Source organism: Methanococcoides sp., assembly GCF_030594565.1.
Lineage (GTDB): Archaea > Halobacteriota > Methanosarcinia > Methanosarcinales > Methanosarcinaceae > Methanococcoides > Methanococcoides seepicolus.
This window is the reverse complement of the sequence record NZ_JAUVEY010000003.1, coordinates 1-16,258: the sequence shown is the minus strand read 5'-3', so window position 1 is coordinate 16,258 and position 16,258 is coordinate 1. Positions and strand designations below refer to the sequence as shown.

The following is a 16,258-nucleotide window of genomic DNA, read 5'->3' as shown; positions in this document are numbered from 1 at the left end:
ATGAAAGTATTGGTAAGCGATTCATTATCAGAGGAAGGAGTTTCAAAGTTAAGTGAGCATTTTGACGTTGATGTTTCAACGGGTCTTTCTGAGGACGAGCTTGTAGAGAAGATCGGTAGTTTCGATGCTCTTGTTATTCGCAGTGGTACACAGGTCACAAAAAGGGTCATCGATGCTGCTGACAATCTTAAGATCGTAGGCAGGGCTGGTGTAGGTGTCGATAATATCGATGTGGATGCAGCTACCGAGAAAGGTATTATTGTTGTTAATGCTCCTGAGGGTAACATGCTCTCCGCAGCAGAACACACTATCGCTATGATGATGTCGATGGCAAGGAACATCCCTCAGGCGAATGCTTCTTTAAAGGCTAAGAAATGGGAACGTAAGAACTTCATGGGTGTCGAGGTCAATGGCAAGACACTTGGTGTCATCGGTCTGGGGCGTATTGGTGCTGAAGTTGCGAAACGTGCACAGGGTCTTGAAATGTCTATTCTGGCCTATGATCCTTTCGTTACTGAAGACCGTGCCAAGGATATGGGTGTTGAACTTACTACCGTTGACGATATTGCTCAGAGGGCAGATTTCATTACAGTTCATACTCCGCTTATAAAAGAGACTCGTAATATCCTCGATAAAGCACAGTTCGATATGATGAAGAGCTCCGCAAGGGTCATCAATTGTGCACGTGGGGGAATTATCAATGAGGAAGCTCTTGCCGATGCTGCAAGGGATGGGAAGATCGCCGGTGCTGCTATCGATGTATTCACCAGTGAACCTCCATTTGACTGTCCTTTCCTTGGTCTTGATAATGTGATCGTAACGCCTCATTTGGGTGCATCAACAGAAGAGGCACAGGTCAATGTTGCAGTATCTGTTGCTGAAGAGGTAATTTCTGTTCTGAATGGTGGCTCTGCACGTAATACCATCAATATTCCTGCTGTGAAGCCAGAAGTAATGGCGACACTTGCTCCTTATATCGGACTTGCTGAGACGTTGGGTAGTGTGGCATCACAGCTTCTTGATGCTAATTACAATAAGATCGAGATATCTTACAATGGTGAGATTGCTGATAAGGATACAAGGGCTGTAACTGTTGCAGCTTTAAAGGGCATTCTTGAGGATGCAGTTGGTTCTGCTGTGAACTATGTGAACGCTCCTTCGTTGGCCAAGTCCCGAAACGTCGAGGTAGTTGAGAGTAAATCCGAAACTTCCGGAGATCATGCTTCAACCATTAGGATCACTCTTTTCCAGGGTACGAACACAAAGTCCGTTTCCGGTGCAGTGGTCGGTCGTGAGCCAAAGATCGTTATGATCGATGGTCAGTATGTGGATCTTGTTCCTCATGGTTTTATGATCGTTTCGAACCACATCAATCGTCCGAACGTCATTGGTCCATGCTGCATAGTGCTTGGCGAGAACGAAATAAATATTTCCGGTATGCAGGTAGGCCGTGTGGAAGTCGGAGGTAAGACCATCATGGCTCTTAATGTTGACAATGAGGTCTCTGAGACTATACTTGATGAGATCCGTGCCATCGATGGCATACTTGATGCAAAATTAGTTACACTTTAAAATTGTTTTGATGTGTGGGCAGTGATCGCCCACGCATACATTCCGTGTTTGGATCGGAGGCATGTATCTATATGATGAGAAAGCGGGTATACCATCGTTTCCCACACAGGGAAGTCCAGTTTGAACAGAAGCATCGCTATTATTCAGACCTGATCTTTTTTGTGAAGGTAATGGCAGGCATGGACGGTAAGTTCGGCATGTTCGTGACCGAATCGACTACTAAGAAAGGACATCGAATTCAGGCAAAGCGGGGAATACATGTTGAGATCGCTATGAATGGTATGGAGTTTACCTCACTGAACTATGATAATGTGGATTCCGTCCTTGAGACTATTGAACCGGAGGGAATCATCGATTTCAGGGTGAATCTTTCCTATAGTTATCTTGATGGGAAGTACAATCGTGTACCTATCAGGGGTGATGCATATTTGGTGCGTGCCATCCTTGAGTCTGAGGTACTTACTCTGAGGATCAATCATATAGATGGTCCGGAAAGGACTGAGTGCGGCAGGGTCGCAGATACTATTATAGATGAGCTTAGACGTGGTGCATAATGGACGAACTTTCTCTTGTGGTAGCATCTCCTTTTAAGAAGAATGCTACTTCTTCTCTTTCGATAAAGGACTTCGAGTTCTCGTTGTCCTTCGATCTTAAATGGATGTCTCCGGCCCAAGCTTCAAAGGTGAGGGACCAGGGTATTATGTCTGGTATTTTGAAGTTCGATGAAGGCGAACTTGTCTTGAACCTGGATGCATCTTCTCTTGACATTCCTGCGGGCTTCAAACCTTCTCCTGATCTTTTCCGTGAGAAGGGGACCATTGAAATGATAATGGACATTATTGTTTCAAATAGTGGGATTGACAAGAGGGAGGTCGTTTCACGTATCAATCAGAAGCAAGAGTCGTTGGATGGTCTTCTGGATGCAGAGGTTGCAGCTTTGCTGGTGGCGCATGAACTGGGTTGTGATGTGGGGCCGCTGTTCGATGATGTTTATGGTAGGGTTTCAGGGATGTCTGTCTGAGGGGTTAGAGTCCGCACAATCTTTATGTACTATTAATATGATTGTGACAACTCCAGTTAATTATCGACTGGGAAGTGTTCAATGTTCGAACGCATTACTGCGTGAGTAAGAAAACTTGCGGAGGGACATTATGAGTAAAAAAACACAAATGAAAATTACAAGGAAAACCAATCCAAGGATTCCTGCATTGATCTCTGTGCTTAAGGATACTGCACGTGAGAATGATGCACCTATCTGGAAGGATATGGCAAAGAGGCTCGAGAAACCTAGCAGGATCTATGCTGAGGTAAATCTGAGCAAGATCAACAGGCATGCAGCCGAGAATGACCTCGTACTTGTACCTGGAAAGGTATTGGGTGCAGGCGCACTCGGTCACGCTGTAACTGTCGCAGCACTAACATTCAGTACAACTGCTGTGGACAAGATCACAAGTGCAGGTGGAAAGTGCATGACCATTGAACAGATTCTGGAAGAGAATCCAGCAGGTTCTGGCATAAGGATCATGCAATGAGGTGTTTCAAATGACAGTAATCGATGCAAATGGTTTGATTATGGGCAGGCTCGCAAGTAACGTTGCAAAGATGTTGCTTTCAGGAGAAGAAGTCTCCATTGTGAATGCAGAGCGTGCAGTGATCTCCGGTTCAAAGGTAACTACCTTTGAGGAATATGACGTTATTCGAAATATGGGCACACGTGAATTCGGTCCTTACTTCCCTAGGAGACCAGACAGGATCCTCAAGAGGACCGTCAGGGGTATGCTTCCTTACAAACGAGCAAGGGGCAAAGACGCAATGGGTCGCCTGAAGGTGTATGTAGGCATTCCTTATGAATACCAGGATGCAGAATTTGTTAGTGTCGATGGTGCAGAAATGACACGTCTTAGCTCTAACAAGTATGTGACCATTGGCGATGTAAGCCGCAAGTTAGGTTCTAAATTCTAAGGGAGATTTATTCATGGCTACTAAAGTTGTTAATACGTCCGGTAAAAACAAAACTGCAATTGCACGAGCAACAGTTTCTGCAGGAACAGGTAAAGCTAGGATCAACAAGAAACCTGTTGAGATCTACGAACCTATGTTCGCAAAACTTAAGATCATCGAACCTCTAATGCTGGCAAGCGAAGCTGTTTCTGGCCTTGACATTGATGTAAAGGTCAGTGGTGGCGGAATCATGGGCCAGGCAAATGCGATCAGGACTGCTATCGCAAGAGGAATTGTAGAGTGGACCAACGACACCGACCTCAGAGATGCTTTCATGGCATACGACAGGAATCTTCTGGTAAACGATGCCAGGAAGAAAGAGACCAAGAAGTTCGGTGGACCCGGTGCACGTGCTAAATATCAGAAATCTTACAGGTAAGGCGGGTAGTTACAATGATTCCAGTTCGCTGTTTCACATGTGGAAAGGTTATTGCGGAAAGCTGGGAAGAGTACAAACGTCGTACAGGTGAAGGAGAAGACCCTGCTACAGTACTCGATGACCTTAAGTTCGTTAGGTATTGTTGCAGGAGAATGTTCCTTGCTCATGTCGAGCTTGTGGACACAATGGCTCCATATCAGTAAATGGGTTGCAAGGTACTCCGAGCACCTTTTGGTGTTCGGGCCACAGCCCTTTATTGGAATCTGTGCGAAATAAACCGGTACCTGAGGACCGATCTCAGCGGTTCCATTGGCCCATTTTAGGCTAACTGATAATATCAGCCTTCACTAAGATCGATAACCACATTCGGAGGGATTCCGAATAAAACTTTCATATATTTAATAAGTCAGAACGAAACCAAATGAATACTGTTTCTGGATTTGATTATTTGTTAATATATAATATCGTCTGACTATGTTTGTTCAAAATATTTCATTAAGGATTTTTTAATAAGGGTGATTAATTGAGCAATGAGAAATACACTAGATATGAACGTGCAAGGATCATAGGGGCAAGATCACTTCAGATTGCAATGGAAGCACCCATATTGGTCGAAGACGATAGCACTGACGCATTATATCTAGCTACAGTTGAATTTGAGAAAGGCGTTATACCTATTTCAGTCAAGAGAAATTTACGATAACTGAGGTGAATTTATGGATAATACGGATCAAAATATTGAGATTACAGCTGAAACAAGCGCAGCAGCAGAGAACACAGAGTCCACATCACTTGTCCCTATAGATGAGTATCTGGCAGCAGGTGTACACATTGGTACCCAGCAGAAGACACAGAACATGATGAAGTTCGTTTACCGTGTAAGGACAGATGGACTTTACGTACTCGACATACAGTCAACTGATGACAGGATCAGATCTATTGCACATTTCCTTTCAAAGTATGACCCATCCAGAATACTTGTCGTATCCGCACGTCAGTATGGTCAGTATCCAGCAACTATGTTCTCAAAGTCAGTTGGAGCAGTTTCAAAGGTCGGTAGGTTCATTCCAGGCAGTCTTACAAACCCTGTCCAGGAAGGTTTCTTTGAGCCAGATGTAGTAATTGTGACCGATCCTGCAGGAGATGCACAGGTTATCAGGGAAGCTGTAAATGTAGGTATTCCTGTTGTTGCACTTTGTGACACTAACAACATGACCTCCAATGTAGATCTTGTCATTCCAACCAACAACAAGGGTAGAAAAGCACTTTCCCTCGTATATTGGCTTCTGGCAAGAGAGATCGCAAACGAAAGGGATATTCCTTTCAACTATGAAGCAAGTGAATTTGAAACAGGTCTTTAATTGACCTGTTCTCATTTTTCGTAACCTCACTCATACATAATATATCCCGTTTGTAACAGGGGGAACAGTAGTATGAGACAACCAACAGTTGCAGGGCAGTTCTATCCGCTGAGCACAAAGGCACTGCGTAAAGAAATCGTGAAATGCTTTCATGGTCTTGAGATAAAGTCTGAAGACGTGATAGGTGCAGTGGTTCCACATGCAGGTTATGTCTATTCCGGTCCGGTTGCAGCACATGCTTTTGCAAGGCTTCCGAAAGCAGACACATACGTGATATTTGGACCAAACCATACAGGATATGGTTCTCCAATCGCAATGTCCCAGGATGTCTGGAATACACCTTTCGGAGATGTCGAGACTGATAGGGAACTGGGCAAACTGCTTGCAGGAACCATTATCGATATGGATGAAGTTGCCCACCGATATGAGCATTCTGTGGAAGTGCAGATACCTTTCCTACAATTCCGATTCGGAAGCGATTTTAAGGTCCTGCCAATTTGCATGGGGATGCAGGATGAAGATACTGCTGTCGAGGTAGGTCTGGAAGTAGCTCGTGCTGTAAAGGAATCGGGTAAAAAGGTCGTATTCATTGCATCAAGTGATCTTTCACATTATGTGCTTCAGGAAAAAGCTGAAAAGTCTGACAATTATCTTATTGATGCCATTCTTGATATGGACGTACCTGAAATTTATCGGAGAAAGTACGAGAAAGACATCACAGCTTGCGGATACGGTCCAATAACAGCAATGTTGACAGCTGCAAAGGAATGTGGTGCTAAGAACACCGAGCTGGTCAAATATGGTACCAGTGGGGATGTTACTGGGGATCCGATGGTTGTAGGGTATGCTGCCATCATTGTAAAATGATCATCTAAAGGAGACATTATTATGATCACCTGTTCTGCACCTGGTAAAGTATATCTGTTCGGTGAACACGCAGTGGTCTATGGAGAGCCTGCCATTTGTTGTGCAGTGGATATTCGTACCAGGGTTACCGTATCTCCTGCGGACACGATCACCATAAGTTCATCTCTTGGAACTACGGGCATCGATTTTGAAGTTCATCCTTATGTTTCAGCGGTCCTCGAACGCTTTCGGGAGATCTCCTCCTTTGATGGGGTGGACCTGCGCATAAGTTCTGATATTCCGGTAGGTTCCGGGCTAGGTTCTTCTGCAGCAGTTACTGTGGCTACGATCAAGGCAATGGATACTTTGCTGGACCTCGGACTTGAACTGGATGATATCGCAAAGATGGGGCATGAGGTCGAGCAGAAGATACAGGGTGCAGCAAGTCCCACAGATACGTATGTATGTACCATGGGTGGCGTGGTTCTGATACCACAGCGTAAAAAACTTGAACTAATTGATTGCGGGATAATTATAGGCAATACGAATATGTTCTCATCCACAAAAGAGCTCGTGGGTAATGTGGCTGATCTTAATAAAAGGTTCCCTGATGTTGTGGGACCTGTATTATTATCCATTGGAAAGCTGTCTGTTATTGGTGAAGATCTTGTGAACAATGGGGACTATGTTTCTGTTGGCGAACTTATGAATATCGATCAGGGTCTGCTTGATGCTATTGGTGTAAGTTGTGCTGAGCTGGGTTCCCTTATATACGCTGCACGTGAAAATGGTGCGTATGGTTCAAAGATAACCGGTGCAGGTGGCGGTGGTTGTATGGTCGCTATCTCTCCGCGTGAGAATGTGGATTCGGTGGCAGAGGCGATCAGTATGGCTGGCGGGGAAGTTGTTGTGACCAATGCGACAGATGTAGGTGTCAAGGTGGAATGCCAGTGAACTCAAATAACGGGATAACTATATTGAAGATCGGTGGTAGCGTCATTACCGATAAGAGATCGGAAGACGGGCTTGCCTGGGAAGAAGAGATAATCCGGATAGCACGTGAAATATCCGGTTTTGAAGGTAAACTTATCATTGTGCATGGTGCAGGGTCGTACGGTCACCCCCAGGCAAAACGATATGCCCTTACGGAAGGTTTCCATGCGGAAGGGGCTGTTGTCACTCACAATGCAGTAAAGGCATTGAACCGTATCGTAGTTGGAATTCTCAATGATGAAGGTGTGAATGCGATATCAGTACATCCAATGTGTTGTACGGTCGCAAAGAACGGTCGCATCTCGGACATGTATCTCGGAAGTATCAGGTTGATGCTTGAGAAAGGGCTTGTTCCGGTATTGCACGGTGATGTTGTAATGGATGAGGTAAAAGGCGTATCCATCATCTCCGGTGATCAGGTGATACCCTATCTTGCAACCCAGTTACAGGCTTCCAGAATTGGAGTTGGGAGTGCAGCAGATGGTGTGTTCGATGATAAAGGTGAGACTATCCCTGTGATCACTGCAGAGAATTTCGATGAGGTAAAGGCGTATATCGGCGGTTCGGCTGGAACTGATGTGACCGGTGGAATGCTCGGAAAAGTGCTTGAAATGCTGGAACTTGGCAAAACATCAAGTATAACCTCCTATATATTCAATGCAACCGTAGTGGGAAGCGTGTCGAGTTTTCTAAATGGTGAGAACATCGGTACCGCAATAAAAGATTCATAATAATACATTAACAGGTTTGATAGATTTGAGTACATCCAAGAGAAAGATCGAGCACCTTGAACATTGTGCAAAACGTCCAGTGGAAGCCAGGAACGTAACATCCGGATTCGATGATGTTATGCTTATTCACAAGGCATTGCCACAGATACATATGGACGAGATCGATCTGTCCACAGAATTTTTAGGCAAATCATTGAAGGCTCCATTCCTTATAGCATCTATTACAGGTGGGCATCCAGACACAACTCCGGTAAATGCCGCTCTTGCGGAAGCTGCTGAGGAATTGGGTGTAGGGATCGGTGTGGGAAGTCAAAGGGCTGCGATCGAGGACCCTGGGCAGGAAAGTTCTTTCAGTGTGGTCCGTGATAAAGCACCAAATGCATTCGTTTATGGAAATGTAGGTGCAGCCCAGATTAAGGAATATGGTATCGAAGCAATAGAGAAGCTCGTTGATATGCTGGATGCGGATGCTCTGGCAGTACATTTGAATTTCCTTCAGGAGGCGATACAGCCTGAAGGTGATCGAGACGCTACAGGTGTACTCGAAATGATCGAAGAGGTTTGTTCTCTCAATGTCCCGATTATCGCGAAGGAGACCGGTGCTGGTATCTCTAAAGAAGATGCTGCATTGTTGAAAGAAGCAGGTGTAAGTGCAATTGATGTGGGTGGTGTCGGAGGTACAAGCTGGTCAGGTGTGGAAGTATATAGGGCACATGATAGCGGAGATGTCATCTCAGAGGATCTGGGCAATCTCTACTGGGACTTCGGTATACCTACTGTTTCCAGTGTTCTCGAATGCCGAAGCTTTGTTCCCGTGGTGGCAACGGGTGGTGTGCGAACAGGTCTCGATATTGCAAAATCCCTTTCTCTTGGTGCGTATGCTGCAAGTGCAGCCCTTCCTTTTGTGGGGCCAGCGCTCATTGGAGCGGATGAGGTTGTCTCAAGCCTGTCAAAGATGCTCAATGAACTGAGGGTCGCAATGTTCCTTTGCGGGTGTGGTAATATCAATGAGCTTCGTACTAGTTCAAAGGTCACTGTAACCGGATGGACAAAAGAATACATCACACAGCGTGGTTTTGATCCAAAGGACCTTGACATAAGGTCTGACCTTTGATAGGTTTACTAAGTCGAAATTCACAGTCATTTTTTGGTCAAGATGACCAAAAGTTATCATTGAATTAGAAAATACAGATAAATTGGAGGAATTATATGACAGATATTGGAATCATAGCAGTAGGCGGCTATAACGAAATGGGTCGTAATATGACTGCTATAAGAGTTGACGAAGACATCATTATCGTTGATATGGGCCTGAGATTAGATAGGGTCCAGATCCATGAGGATGTGGAAATTGATAAGATGCATTCCCTTGAGCTTATAGAAATGGGTGCAATACCTGACGACACGATCATGAAGCAGGTCAACGGCAACGTTGCTGCTATTGTTTGTACACATGGTCACCTTGATCACATCGGTGCAATACCAAAACTTGCTCACAGGTACACTGCTCCTATCATCGGTACGCCTTATACGGCAGCCCTTATAAAACAGCAGATCGAATCCGAACGTAAGTTCGGTGTCAAGAACAAGATAATTCCGATAGAGGCTGGTGGCACCTATCAGATAAATGATGATGTTTCCATTGAACTTATCCGTGTACAGCACAGTATCATCGATGCGGTGTTCGTTGCAGTACATACACCTGTAGGTGCTGTTCTTTACGCATGCGATTTCAAGCTTGACCGCACACCAACACTTGGTGAGGCACCTGACTTTGAAAGGCTCAGGGAGCTTGGAAAGGAAGGTGTCATATGCATGATCGTGGAGAGTACCAATGCAAACCGCAAAGGTAAGACCCCATCAGAAAAGATCGCTCATGATATGGTGCGCGATGTACTCCTGGGTACCGAGGAATCCGATGTCGGTATGGTCGTCACTACATTTGCATCTCACATTGCACGTATCAACTCTATCATTCAGGTTGCAGGAGAGATGGGCCGTATCCCTGTACTCATGGGACGTTCCATGGACAAATATGTGGTAACTGCAAAGAACATGGGATATATCGATTTCCCGAAGAATGTTGAGATATATGGTAAACGTAAGGACATCGACCGGGCTTTCAAGAAGATCATGTCAGAAGGCAAAGAAAAATACTTGCCTATCGTTACAGGCCATCAGGGAGAACCAGGTGCTATCCTTTCACGTGTTGCAAGTGGTGACACACCATTTGAAGTTGAATCCGGTGACCGTATAATATTCTCTGCAAATATCATACCAAGCCCTATGACGCAAGCAAACCGCTATGCACTCGAGACCAAACTTAAGATGAAGGGTGCCCGTATCTATGATGATGTGCACGTTTCAGGTCACGCTTACCGTGAAGACCACTGGGAACTTCTGAGGATGATCAATCCTGAACATGTGATCCCTGCGCACGGAAACATCGGTATGCACAGCGCTTATATTGAAATGGCGGAAGATGCAGGCTATATCCTTGGTGATACGGTCCACATGCTTAGAAATGGTGAAGAACTGTATATTGAAGAATGATTATTTAAATTAAATCGGGTGTGATCATATGGATCTTATGGATGAGCTAAAAAAACGAAGTGTATATGTTGATAAAGGTATAGAAGAATTGCTTCCGATCTCACATCCGGAAGAGCTCTATAAAGCTTCGAGATATCTGCCGGACGCAGGTGGAAAGCGTCTTCGCCCAGCGGTTCTTATGCTTTCCACGGAAGCTGTCGGCGGTGACCCTATGTCAGTTATTCCGGCAGCCGTTGCACTGGAACTGGTCCACAATTTCACCCTTGTTCATGATGATATCATGGACAATGACGATGTAAGACGCGGAATGCCTGCTGTCCATGTAAAGTGGGGCAGCGAAGGCGCGATCCTTGCGGGAGATACTCTTTATTCAAAAGCTTTTGAGATCCTCTCCGTAATGGAAAAAGATCCTGGAAGCATTCTGAAATGTGTTGCACTCCTTTCTAAGACCTGTACTGAGATATGTGAAGGTCAGTGGATGGATATCGATTTTGAGAAACGCGATGCAGTTTCAGAAGAAGAGTATCTTGAAATGGTCGAAAAGAAGACCTCGGTGCTTTACGGTGCAGCAGCTAAAGTAGGTGCACTTCTGGGAGGAGCTTCCGATGAGGTTGCTGATGCTATGTATGAGTTCGGTCGTCTTGTTGGGATCAGTTTCCAGATACAGGATGATGTCATCGATATGGTAACTCCTGAAGATATCCTTGGCAAGGTCAGAGGTAGTGATCTCATTGAAGGAAAGAGGACTCTGATAGCTATCCATGCACTCAACCATGGTGTCGAACTGGAAATATTCGGCAAGGGCGGTTCAGTTTCTCCAGAACAGATAGATGAAGCGGTTTCTATCCTCGAAGGCTCGGGTTCAATTAAATATGCACAGGACCTTTCCACAGAAACACTTGAGAGGGGTAAGAAAATGCTCGATGTCCTTGGTGATTCCGAAGCAAAGAACATTCTTCTCGCTGTTGCAGATTATATGGTAACCCGAAATTATTGATCTGATCGACGGTTAGTATCCCCTTATTTAAAAGGGGAGCATCTTATTTTTATGATCTTTTTTATTTGATCAGATTCATTTTATTGGTTAGGTTCTTCAAATCTCTAAGCTATTGTTTCATTAGTTCCACTTTATTCAGTATGGATGCCGTTGAGCATGAGGTCCAACTCTTCAATAATCCTTTTCAACCATCAACTCTAATGTAGTCTTGGGGAATGAGATGATAAAAGAAGCAATGTTCTATGAAAAGCTGGAAGACGGGAAAGTACGGTGTAGCCTGTGCAATCATCGTTGCAGGATCTCTAAGGGCAAGACCGGTATTTGTGGGGTGCGTGAGAATCGTGAGGGTACTCTTTATTCTTTGATCTATGCTACGGTTTCCAGTGAAGCGGTCGATCCGATCGAGAAAAAACCACTGTTCCATTTTAATCCAGGTTCATCCGTTTATTCTTTGGGGACCATCGGATGCAATTTCAGGTGCAAACACTGTCAGAACTGGACAATTTCACAGGTAGGCCTTGATGAGGCTAATTCAATTGAAATAACTCCCGAACAGGCCATAGATCGGGCTCTTGCTACGGGATGTAGGTCGATAGCATGGACTTATAATGAGCCTACTATATGGTATGAATATACCTATGATTCTGCAAAGCTTGCAAAAGAGGCTGGGCTGGATACGGTCTATGTGACCAACGGTTACATCACACCTGAAGCACTGGAACACATATCGCCTTATCTTGATGCTTTCAGGGTGGATATCAAGGCCTTTTCAGAAAAATTCTATAAGGAAGTCGTGGGTGCCCGGCTCGCACCTGTTCTGGAGTCTGCAAAGCTTGCGAGGGAACTTGGGATGCACGTTGAGGTAGTAAACCTTGTCATTCCCACGCTAAATGATTCTGAGGATGAGTTGCGTGAGCTTTCCGAATGGGTGTTTGAGAACTTGGGTGAGGATACGCCCGTTCATTTCACAAGGTTCCAGCCATATTATAAAATGAAACATCTTCCTCCTACTCCCGTTGAGACCCTCGAGACGGCACACCGAATCGCATTGGAGGCGGGATTGAAGTATGTATATATCGGTAATGTGTTCGGACATAAATATGAGAACACTTTCTGTCCGTCCTGTGGTGAGCCCGTTATTGTGCGGGGTGTCTTCGATGTGAAGGATCACAATCTCACTCCGGATCACAAGTGCGGCAATTGTGGGGCACCTATTATCATCTATGGCGAATATTGTGGAGCTTGAATCTACATTTTCCATTTATTTGTCGCGGAATTGGGCAAAATTCAAGTCTGTTGCAGTCCATTTAACGCTTCCGAACAAAAGGTTTAAATCCGATAGTTGCATTATGAGGAATCGTGCGTTGAAGCGCCATCAAGTGCCGCCATAACTCAGTTGGTAGAGTGTCTGGCTGTTAACCAGAATGTCACAGGTTCGAGCCCTGTTGGCGGCGCTCTTTAGTTTCTTTTTTTCGAGGGCCTATAGCTTAGTCAGGTTAGAGCGCTCGGCTCATAACCGAGCGATCACCGGTTCAAATCCGGTTAGGCCCATCTAAATTCTTTAGATAGTCCTATTCAGATGTCTATATTTTGTACTTAGCTTCAATGGTAATTGTGTGATATCTGTTAGAAATTAATCTAGACTATACCAGCCGTTAAATTCTGTCCAGAAGCACACAAATTAAGCAAAGTTATACCACTCGTTGGTTTCTGTGCAAGTGTACATAAATTAAGCAGATCTACACCGGCTGGAAGCCCAGAGCCCACCAGTACCCAGACATCTCACATAAGAAAAGGAAAAACATATGCATACACTCATAACTCTCTCTATGGGCTTATGGGAGTAGACATATCCCCCACACCTGTGTTTTTTCAGTTATTCGAAAGACGCTGCGTTGAGATCTCAGTATCCAGAAGTGTTTGAAGAGGTAGAAAAGATGGGGACAAAATAATACATTCTCCCCTTCATCCTCCAAGGATGCATCACAACCCCAAAACGAATAACTCTTGAACCACAATGCGTTTTAACTCAAAAACCAATATTCTATATGGGAGCGGGAGCGAAAGGATTTTTTGTCAATCGATTGTTCCCCAGGGTTGACAAATACACTTCAATCCATATGTTCACTCCATCTAGCTTCCGACTTCCACATCTGAATAATAGATTTCTCTTTTTGTTCAAATGACAGTTCTATTAAATGTATCTACAATAAAAATATTTAAATGTACTACCGCAATGCGTTTTAACCTATAAACGAATTCACAGTGTGGGAGAGGGGAGAGAGGACATATTTTCTGTCAAACAATTGCACTTTGTTGACAAAGTACCACTAAACACCCTTTCTTACCCCCCTATCTCATTCATTCCATCCGGATAATAGATTTCTCTTTTTGTTCGAATAATAGTTACAAGGAAATAAATCTCTCTTAAAACATTAAAACATCTTTCCCCTATAGTAATGTATTTAAATCTACAAATCCATATATTGCATGGGTATGGGAGCCGTACGGTATGAAGCGAGTTGGGGAACTTGTGGGGGCGTCAGTTCACTGAAAGGTGATATTCTCTTATCAATGACTCCTATGCCCGTGATTAAAGTAATCTTTTATCTCTTTTCATCCCCCAAGGATGCATGACAAATCCTTCCTGCATAGTATGTGTCATTCCAATTTCATGACCAATCTCGTGCATTAAGCGGAGCTGCCAGTTGCCTACCATAGAATACGATATCTGCAGTCGATTCTAATAATTGATGTTGTGGTCTGATTTCAATCATTGATATGTTCCTCTTCGATTGCTCTATGTGGAAATCTATTTATAGACGCATAATGTATGTGGATTTAGCGAGTTCTTTAAGGGCAGTACCCCCCACTCCCCAAAACTTATTTTTTGCCCTTTAGAACTCATTTCAAATTTCTGTTTCTTCATAACATTGTGCCCTTATTCCAATCATTGTCGCATTCCTCTACAGTTGTTCAGCACACGCAGATATATTTATATATATATAAAAAATATATATTATATCTAATGAGTTCTGAAGGACATTTGCCAATTCGTCTCCCACTTTCGAATTCTTGTCCTTTTAGAACTCAACTTTCAATCATCGTTTCCTGTTTTTTCACGCCCATTATCCGGCAGATAGACGACTACACTTCCAGTAATGTTCAACACTTCCAGAATGCTCGACCTTCTGCTTCTTTAGGCCTTTGAGATCAGCAATCTCCTGGACATAGTGTAGATGGGTATTCTTGTCCTGCTCGATCTTACCACGCTTGAGATCAAGGCCTTTGTAACATTCTCTTAACAATCCAGCACGAGTAGCATTTTCATGATCGAGGGTAAGCTCATCGACTTTAGCCAGGAATTCGGGGATTTTTTTCCATCGGTAGTAGTCGGTGCAGAAGTCACCGATACCGTCTCCGAAGAAGAACTTGCTATAAGCGTCGTTCACGAACTCCGCGACTTCATGTACGATGGCATGACTAACGACGAATTCTGCAAGCTCCTGAAGAAGTACTTCGGTGTAGCTTCACGATACTGTTGCGATTTGATTCAGAGAATGAAGATCGAACTCGAGATGTATTGTCCAGATAGACAGCATTTGTACTTCGTGGAAGGTTGAATTTCAAAATAAAAAAAAGAATGGCTAAGCATGCCATTATACCGTTTATGACCTGCTTTGTGCCTTGCTTTATCATTGGAAAATATAGTATGTTAGATTCATACCAAAAATAAGGCCACCCACCGTCCCCATGGGTGCATATACTGGATCAATATTTAATGCTATTTTTGTTCCTGCCGTCATTATCAACAAAAGAATAGCTAATATACGAATATTTTTTTGATTCTTACTCAATAGCTCGACAACTCTTGATTTAAATTTAAGAATAAAACCCATGTTTTTGAACCCCTCACTCCTTAATTTGAATTCTAATATATAACATTGCCGCAAACGACCATTATGCACAAAAGAGTAGGAGAAATTATAAATAACACATAATTAATTGTATACAAAGAAACTATGGAAATTTATTATAAATGTGAACACTGTCATGAATGTGGGAGAGGGGGAGTAAATGAAAAATGAAAAAATAGTGAAAACAATTATCATTTCATTAGGGGTAATTTCTTTTTTAATAATATACTATTCGATTTATTTTATAAGAGAGAATATAAACTCAACGGTGACCAGTCTGTTGCTTTTAAGCACAGCTGGATTTGCAACATTCGGGATAATCTATCTGTTGGAGACCAAGAGGGTTTAAACGGAAAACACCGACAATGAAAGCAAACGTGTTGACGATCTTTGAGCAGTGCTAATTGCCGGATTTGTCAGCATCTTGGTAGGGTCAACAGATCTACACACTATATTCCTGTACACAATACCCAGGCTTACACACCCACCGGGTCCGTTAGATGTCTTTAATAGCCCTTTTTGAGGGCTGTTATTTACTTTTTTGAAATCGAACTTATCTTATAGTAAATCCCCACAACCAACACCAAATAAGCAAATTTATAACCCTTGGCAATTTATTAGAGGGACATGGCGAAACTGACCCTTCAACAACTTGAGTCCCATCTATTCAAGGCTGCTGACATCCTGCGTGGCTCGATGGATGCATCCGAATACAAAGAATACATTTTTGGAATGCTCTTCCTGAAAAGGATGTCAGATCAGTTCGATGAAAAGCGTGAAAAGATCATCCAAAAATGGATTGCTGAGGGGCTTACAAATGATGATGCAGAGTCAATGGCTGATTCTCCTACTGAATACCTATACTATGTCCCTGAAGAAGCCAGATGGGACAATCTCAAGCATCTGAA

At 43.7% G+C, this 16,258-nt stretch carries 20 protein-coding genes and 2 tRNA genes; 19 read left to right on the top strand and 3 right to left on the bottom strand.

Annotated elements, in window-relative coordinates:
- The 18 genes from serA to QAS77_RS00535 all read left to right on the top strand — a co-directional run bounded on the left by serA (position 1) and on the right by QAS77_RS00535 (position 12,984).
- Positions 1–1,572, top strand: coding sequence for a phosphoglycerate dehydrogenase (gene serA, locus QAS77_RS00620; protein ID WP_305063770.1), 1,572 nt, complete (start codon positions 1–3; stop codon positions 1,570–1,572).
- Positions 1,573–1,646: 74 nt separating this feature from the next.
- The gene (locus QAS77_RS00615) at positions 1,647–2,126 is read left to right on the top strand and encodes a hypothetical protein (RefSeq protein ID WP_250868676.1); all 480 of its coding nucleotides are present in this window, start codon (positions 1,647–1,649) and stop codon (positions 2,124–2,126) included.
- Positions 2,126–2,593, top strand: a complete 468-nt coding sequence (locus QAS77_RS00610) for a DUF2240 family protein (RefSeq protein WP_250868677.1) — start codon at positions 2,126–2,128, stop codon at positions 2,591–2,593. The genes QAS77_RS00615 and QAS77_RS00610 overlap by 1 nt, the downstream gene beginning before the upstream one ends.
- A 130-nt stretch (positions 2,594–2,723) precedes the next feature.
- Complete coding sequence (locus QAS77_RS00605; RefSeq protein ID WP_250868678.1) at positions 2,724–3,104, top strand: 50S ribosomal protein L18e; 381 nt, start codon at positions 2,724–2,726, stop codon at positions 3,102–3,104.
- Positions 3,105–3,114: 10 nt separating this feature from the next.
- A complete protein-coding gene (locus QAS77_RS00600; RefSeq protein WP_250868679.1) occupies positions 3,115–3,534 on the top strand; it encodes a 50S ribosomal protein L13 in 420 nt (139 codons plus the stop codon).
- Positions 3,535–3,547: 13 nt separating this feature from the next.
- Positions 3,548–3,952 carry a 30S ribosomal protein S9 gene (locus tag QAS77_RS00595; protein ID WP_250868680.1) on the top strand — a complete coding sequence of 135 codons (405 nt, stop codon included), beginning with the start codon at positions 3,548–3,550 and terminating at the stop codon, positions 3,950–3,952.
- 14 nt (positions 3,953–3,966) lie between these two features.
- On the top strand, positions 3,967–4,155 hold the full coding sequence (locus QAS77_RS00590; RefSeq protein ID WP_172368685.1) for a DNA-directed RNA polymerase subunit N: 189 nt from the start codon (positions 3,967–3,969) through the stop codon (positions 4,153–4,155).
- 320 nt (positions 4,156–4,475) lie between these two features.
- Positions 4,476–4,655 (top strand): DNA-directed RNA polymerase subunit K, encoded by a 180-nt coding sequence (locus QAS77_RS00585; protein ID WP_250868681.1) that lies wholly within the window; start codon positions 4,476–4,478, stop codon positions 4,653–4,655.
- Positions 4,656–4,668: 13 nt separating this feature from the next.
- Positions 4,669–5,313 (top strand): 30S ribosomal protein S2, encoded by a 645-nt coding sequence (gene rpsB, locus QAS77_RS00580; RefSeq protein WP_305063769.1) that lies wholly within the window; start codon positions 4,669–4,671, stop codon positions 5,311–5,313.
- Positions 5,314–5,385: 72 nt separating this feature from the next.
- On the top strand, positions 5,386–6,180 hold the full coding sequence (locus QAS77_RS00575) for an MEMO1 family protein (RefSeq protein WP_305063768.1): 795 nt from the start codon (positions 5,386–5,388) through the stop codon (positions 6,178–6,180).
- A 21-nt stretch (positions 6,181–6,201) separates the two neighbouring features.
- Positions 6,202–7,113: a mevalonate kinase gene (locus tag QAS77_RS00570; RefSeq protein ID WP_250868684.1), complete on the top strand. Its 912-nt coding sequence runs from the start codon at positions 6,202–6,204 to the stop codon at positions 7,111–7,113.
- On the top strand, positions 7,110–7,883 hold the full coding sequence (locus tag QAS77_RS00565) for an isopentenyl phosphate kinase (RefSeq protein ID WP_250868685.1): 774 nt from the start codon (positions 7,110–7,112) through the stop codon (positions 7,881–7,883). The genes QAS77_RS00570 and QAS77_RS00565 overlap by 4 nt, the downstream gene beginning before the upstream one ends.
- A 25-nt stretch (positions 7,884–7,908) precedes the next feature.
- Entirely contained in the window at positions 7,909–8,997 is a 1,089-nt protein-coding gene (gene fni, locus QAS77_RS00560; RefSeq protein ID WP_420846943.1) for a type 2 isopentenyl-diphosphate Delta-isomerase, read from the top strand.
- Between the two features lie 95 nt (positions 8,998–9,092).
- A complete protein-coding gene (locus QAS77_RS00555; RefSeq protein ID WP_250868687.1) occupies positions 9,093–10,436 on the top strand; it encodes an RNase J family beta-CASP ribonuclease in 1,344 nt (447 codons plus the stop codon).
- Positions 10,437–10,464: 28 nt separating this feature from the next.
- Positions 10,465–11,433 carry a polyprenyl synthetase family protein gene (locus tag QAS77_RS00550; protein ID WP_250868688.1) on the top strand — a complete coding sequence of 323 codons (969 nt, stop codon included), beginning with the start codon at positions 10,465–10,467 and terminating at the stop codon, positions 11,431–11,433.
- 220 nt (positions 11,434–11,653) lie between these two features.
- A complete protein-coding gene (gene amrS / locus QAS77_RS00545; RefSeq protein WP_250868428.1) occupies positions 11,654–12,679 on the top strand; it encodes an AmmeMemoRadiSam system radical SAM enzyme in 1,026 nt (341 codons plus the stop codon).
- Between the two features lie 135 nt (positions 12,680–12,814).
- Positions 12,815–12,887, top strand: a tRNA-Asn gene (locus tag QAS77_RS00540).
- A 22-nt stretch (positions 12,888–12,909) separates the two neighbouring features.
- A tRNA-Ile gene (locus QAS77_RS00535) sits at positions 12,910–12,984 on the top strand.
- 1,042 nt (positions 12,985–14,026) lie between these two features.
- Here the strand turns inward: QAS77_RS00535 and QAS77_RS11585 are convergent.
- From QAS77_RS11585 to QAS77_RS00525, 3 genes are all read right to left on the bottom strand, one after another.
- Entirely contained in the window at positions 14,027–14,125 is a 99-nt protein-coding gene (locus QAS77_RS11585) for a hypothetical protein (RefSeq protein WP_442920350.1), read from the bottom strand.
- A gap of 436 nt (positions 14,126–14,561) precedes the next feature.
- The gene (locus QAS77_RS00530) at positions 14,562–14,885 is read right to left on the bottom strand and encodes a hypothetical protein (RefSeq protein WP_305063767.1); all 324 of its coding nucleotides are present in this window, start codon (positions 14,883–14,885) and stop codon (positions 14,562–14,564) included.
- 243 nt (positions 14,886–15,128) lie between these two features.
- Positions 15,129–15,332, bottom strand: a complete 204-nt coding sequence (locus QAS77_RS00525) for a hypothetical protein (protein ID WP_305063766.1) — start codon at positions 15,330–15,332, stop codon at positions 15,129–15,131.
- 645 nt (positions 15,333–15,977) lie between these two features.
- Here QAS77_RS00525 and QAS77_RS00520 point away from each other — a divergent pair.
- Positions 15,978–16,258, top strand: a 281-nt coding sequence (locus QAS77_RS00520; RefSeq protein ID WP_305063765.1) for a type I restriction-modification system subunit M N-terminal domain-containing protein, incomplete at its 3' end; no start/stop codon positions are given.

Excerpts from the sequence above, each read along its gene's own strand:
- QAS77_RS00615 (WP_250868676.1), top strand. The coding sequence starts at position 1,647 with ATGAGAAAGCGGGTATACCATCGTTTCCCACACAGGGAAGTCCAGTTT.
- QAS77_RS00610 (WP_250868677.1), top strand. The coding sequence starts at position 2,126 with ATGGACGAACTTTCTCTTGTGGTAGCATCTCCTTTTAAGAAGAATGCT.
- QAS77_RS00600 (WP_250868679.1), top strand. The coding sequence starts at position 3,115 with ATGACAGTAATCGATGCAAATGGTTTGATTATGGGCAGGCTCGCAAGT.
- QAS77_RS00575 (WP_305063768.1), top strand. The coding sequence starts at position 5,386 with ATGAGACAACCAACAGTTGCAGGGCAGTTCTATCCGCTGAGCACAAAG.
- serA (WP_305063770.1), top strand. The coding sequence starts at position 1 with ATGAAAGTATTGGTAAGCGATTCATTATCAGAGGAAGGAGTTTCAAAG.
- QAS77_RS00605 (WP_250868678.1), top strand. The coding sequence starts at position 2,724 with ATGAGTAAAAAAACACAAATGAAAATTACAAGGAAAACCAATCCAAGG.
- QAS77_RS00595 (WP_250868680.1), top strand. The coding sequence starts at position 3,548 with ATGGCTACTAAAGTTGTTAATACGTCCGGTAAAAACAAAACTGCAATT.
- QAS77_RS00525 (WP_305063766.1), bottom strand. The coding sequence starts at position 15,332 with ATGGGTTTTATTCTTAAATTTAAATCAAGAGTTGTCGAGCTATTGAGT.
- rpsB (WP_305063769.1), top strand. The coding sequence starts at position 4,669 with ATGGATAATACGGATCAAAATATTGAGATTACAGCTGAAACAAGCGCA.
- QAS77_RS00555 (WP_250868687.1), top strand. The coding sequence starts at position 9,093 with ATGACAGATATTGGAATCATAGCAGTAGGCGGCTATAACGAAATGGGT.
- amrS (WP_250868428.1), top strand. The coding sequence starts at position 11,654 with ATGATAAAAGAAGCAATGTTCTATGAAAAGCTGGAAGACGGGAAAGTA.
- QAS77_RS11585 (WP_442920350.1), bottom strand. The coding sequence starts at position 14,125 with ATGCACGAGATTGGTCATGAAATTGGAATGACACATACTATGCAGGAA.
- QAS77_RS00550 (WP_250868688.1), top strand. The coding sequence starts at position 10,465 with ATGGATCTTATGGATGAGCTAAAAAAACGAAGTGTATATGTTGATAAA.
- QAS77_RS00570 (WP_250868684.1), top strand. The coding sequence starts at position 6,202 with ATGATCACCTGTTCTGCACCTGGTAAAGTATATCTGTTCGGTGAACAC.
- QAS77_RS00590 (WP_172368685.1), top strand. The coding sequence starts at position 3,967 with ATGATTCCAGTTCGCTGTTTCACATGTGGAAAGGTTATTGCGGAAAGC.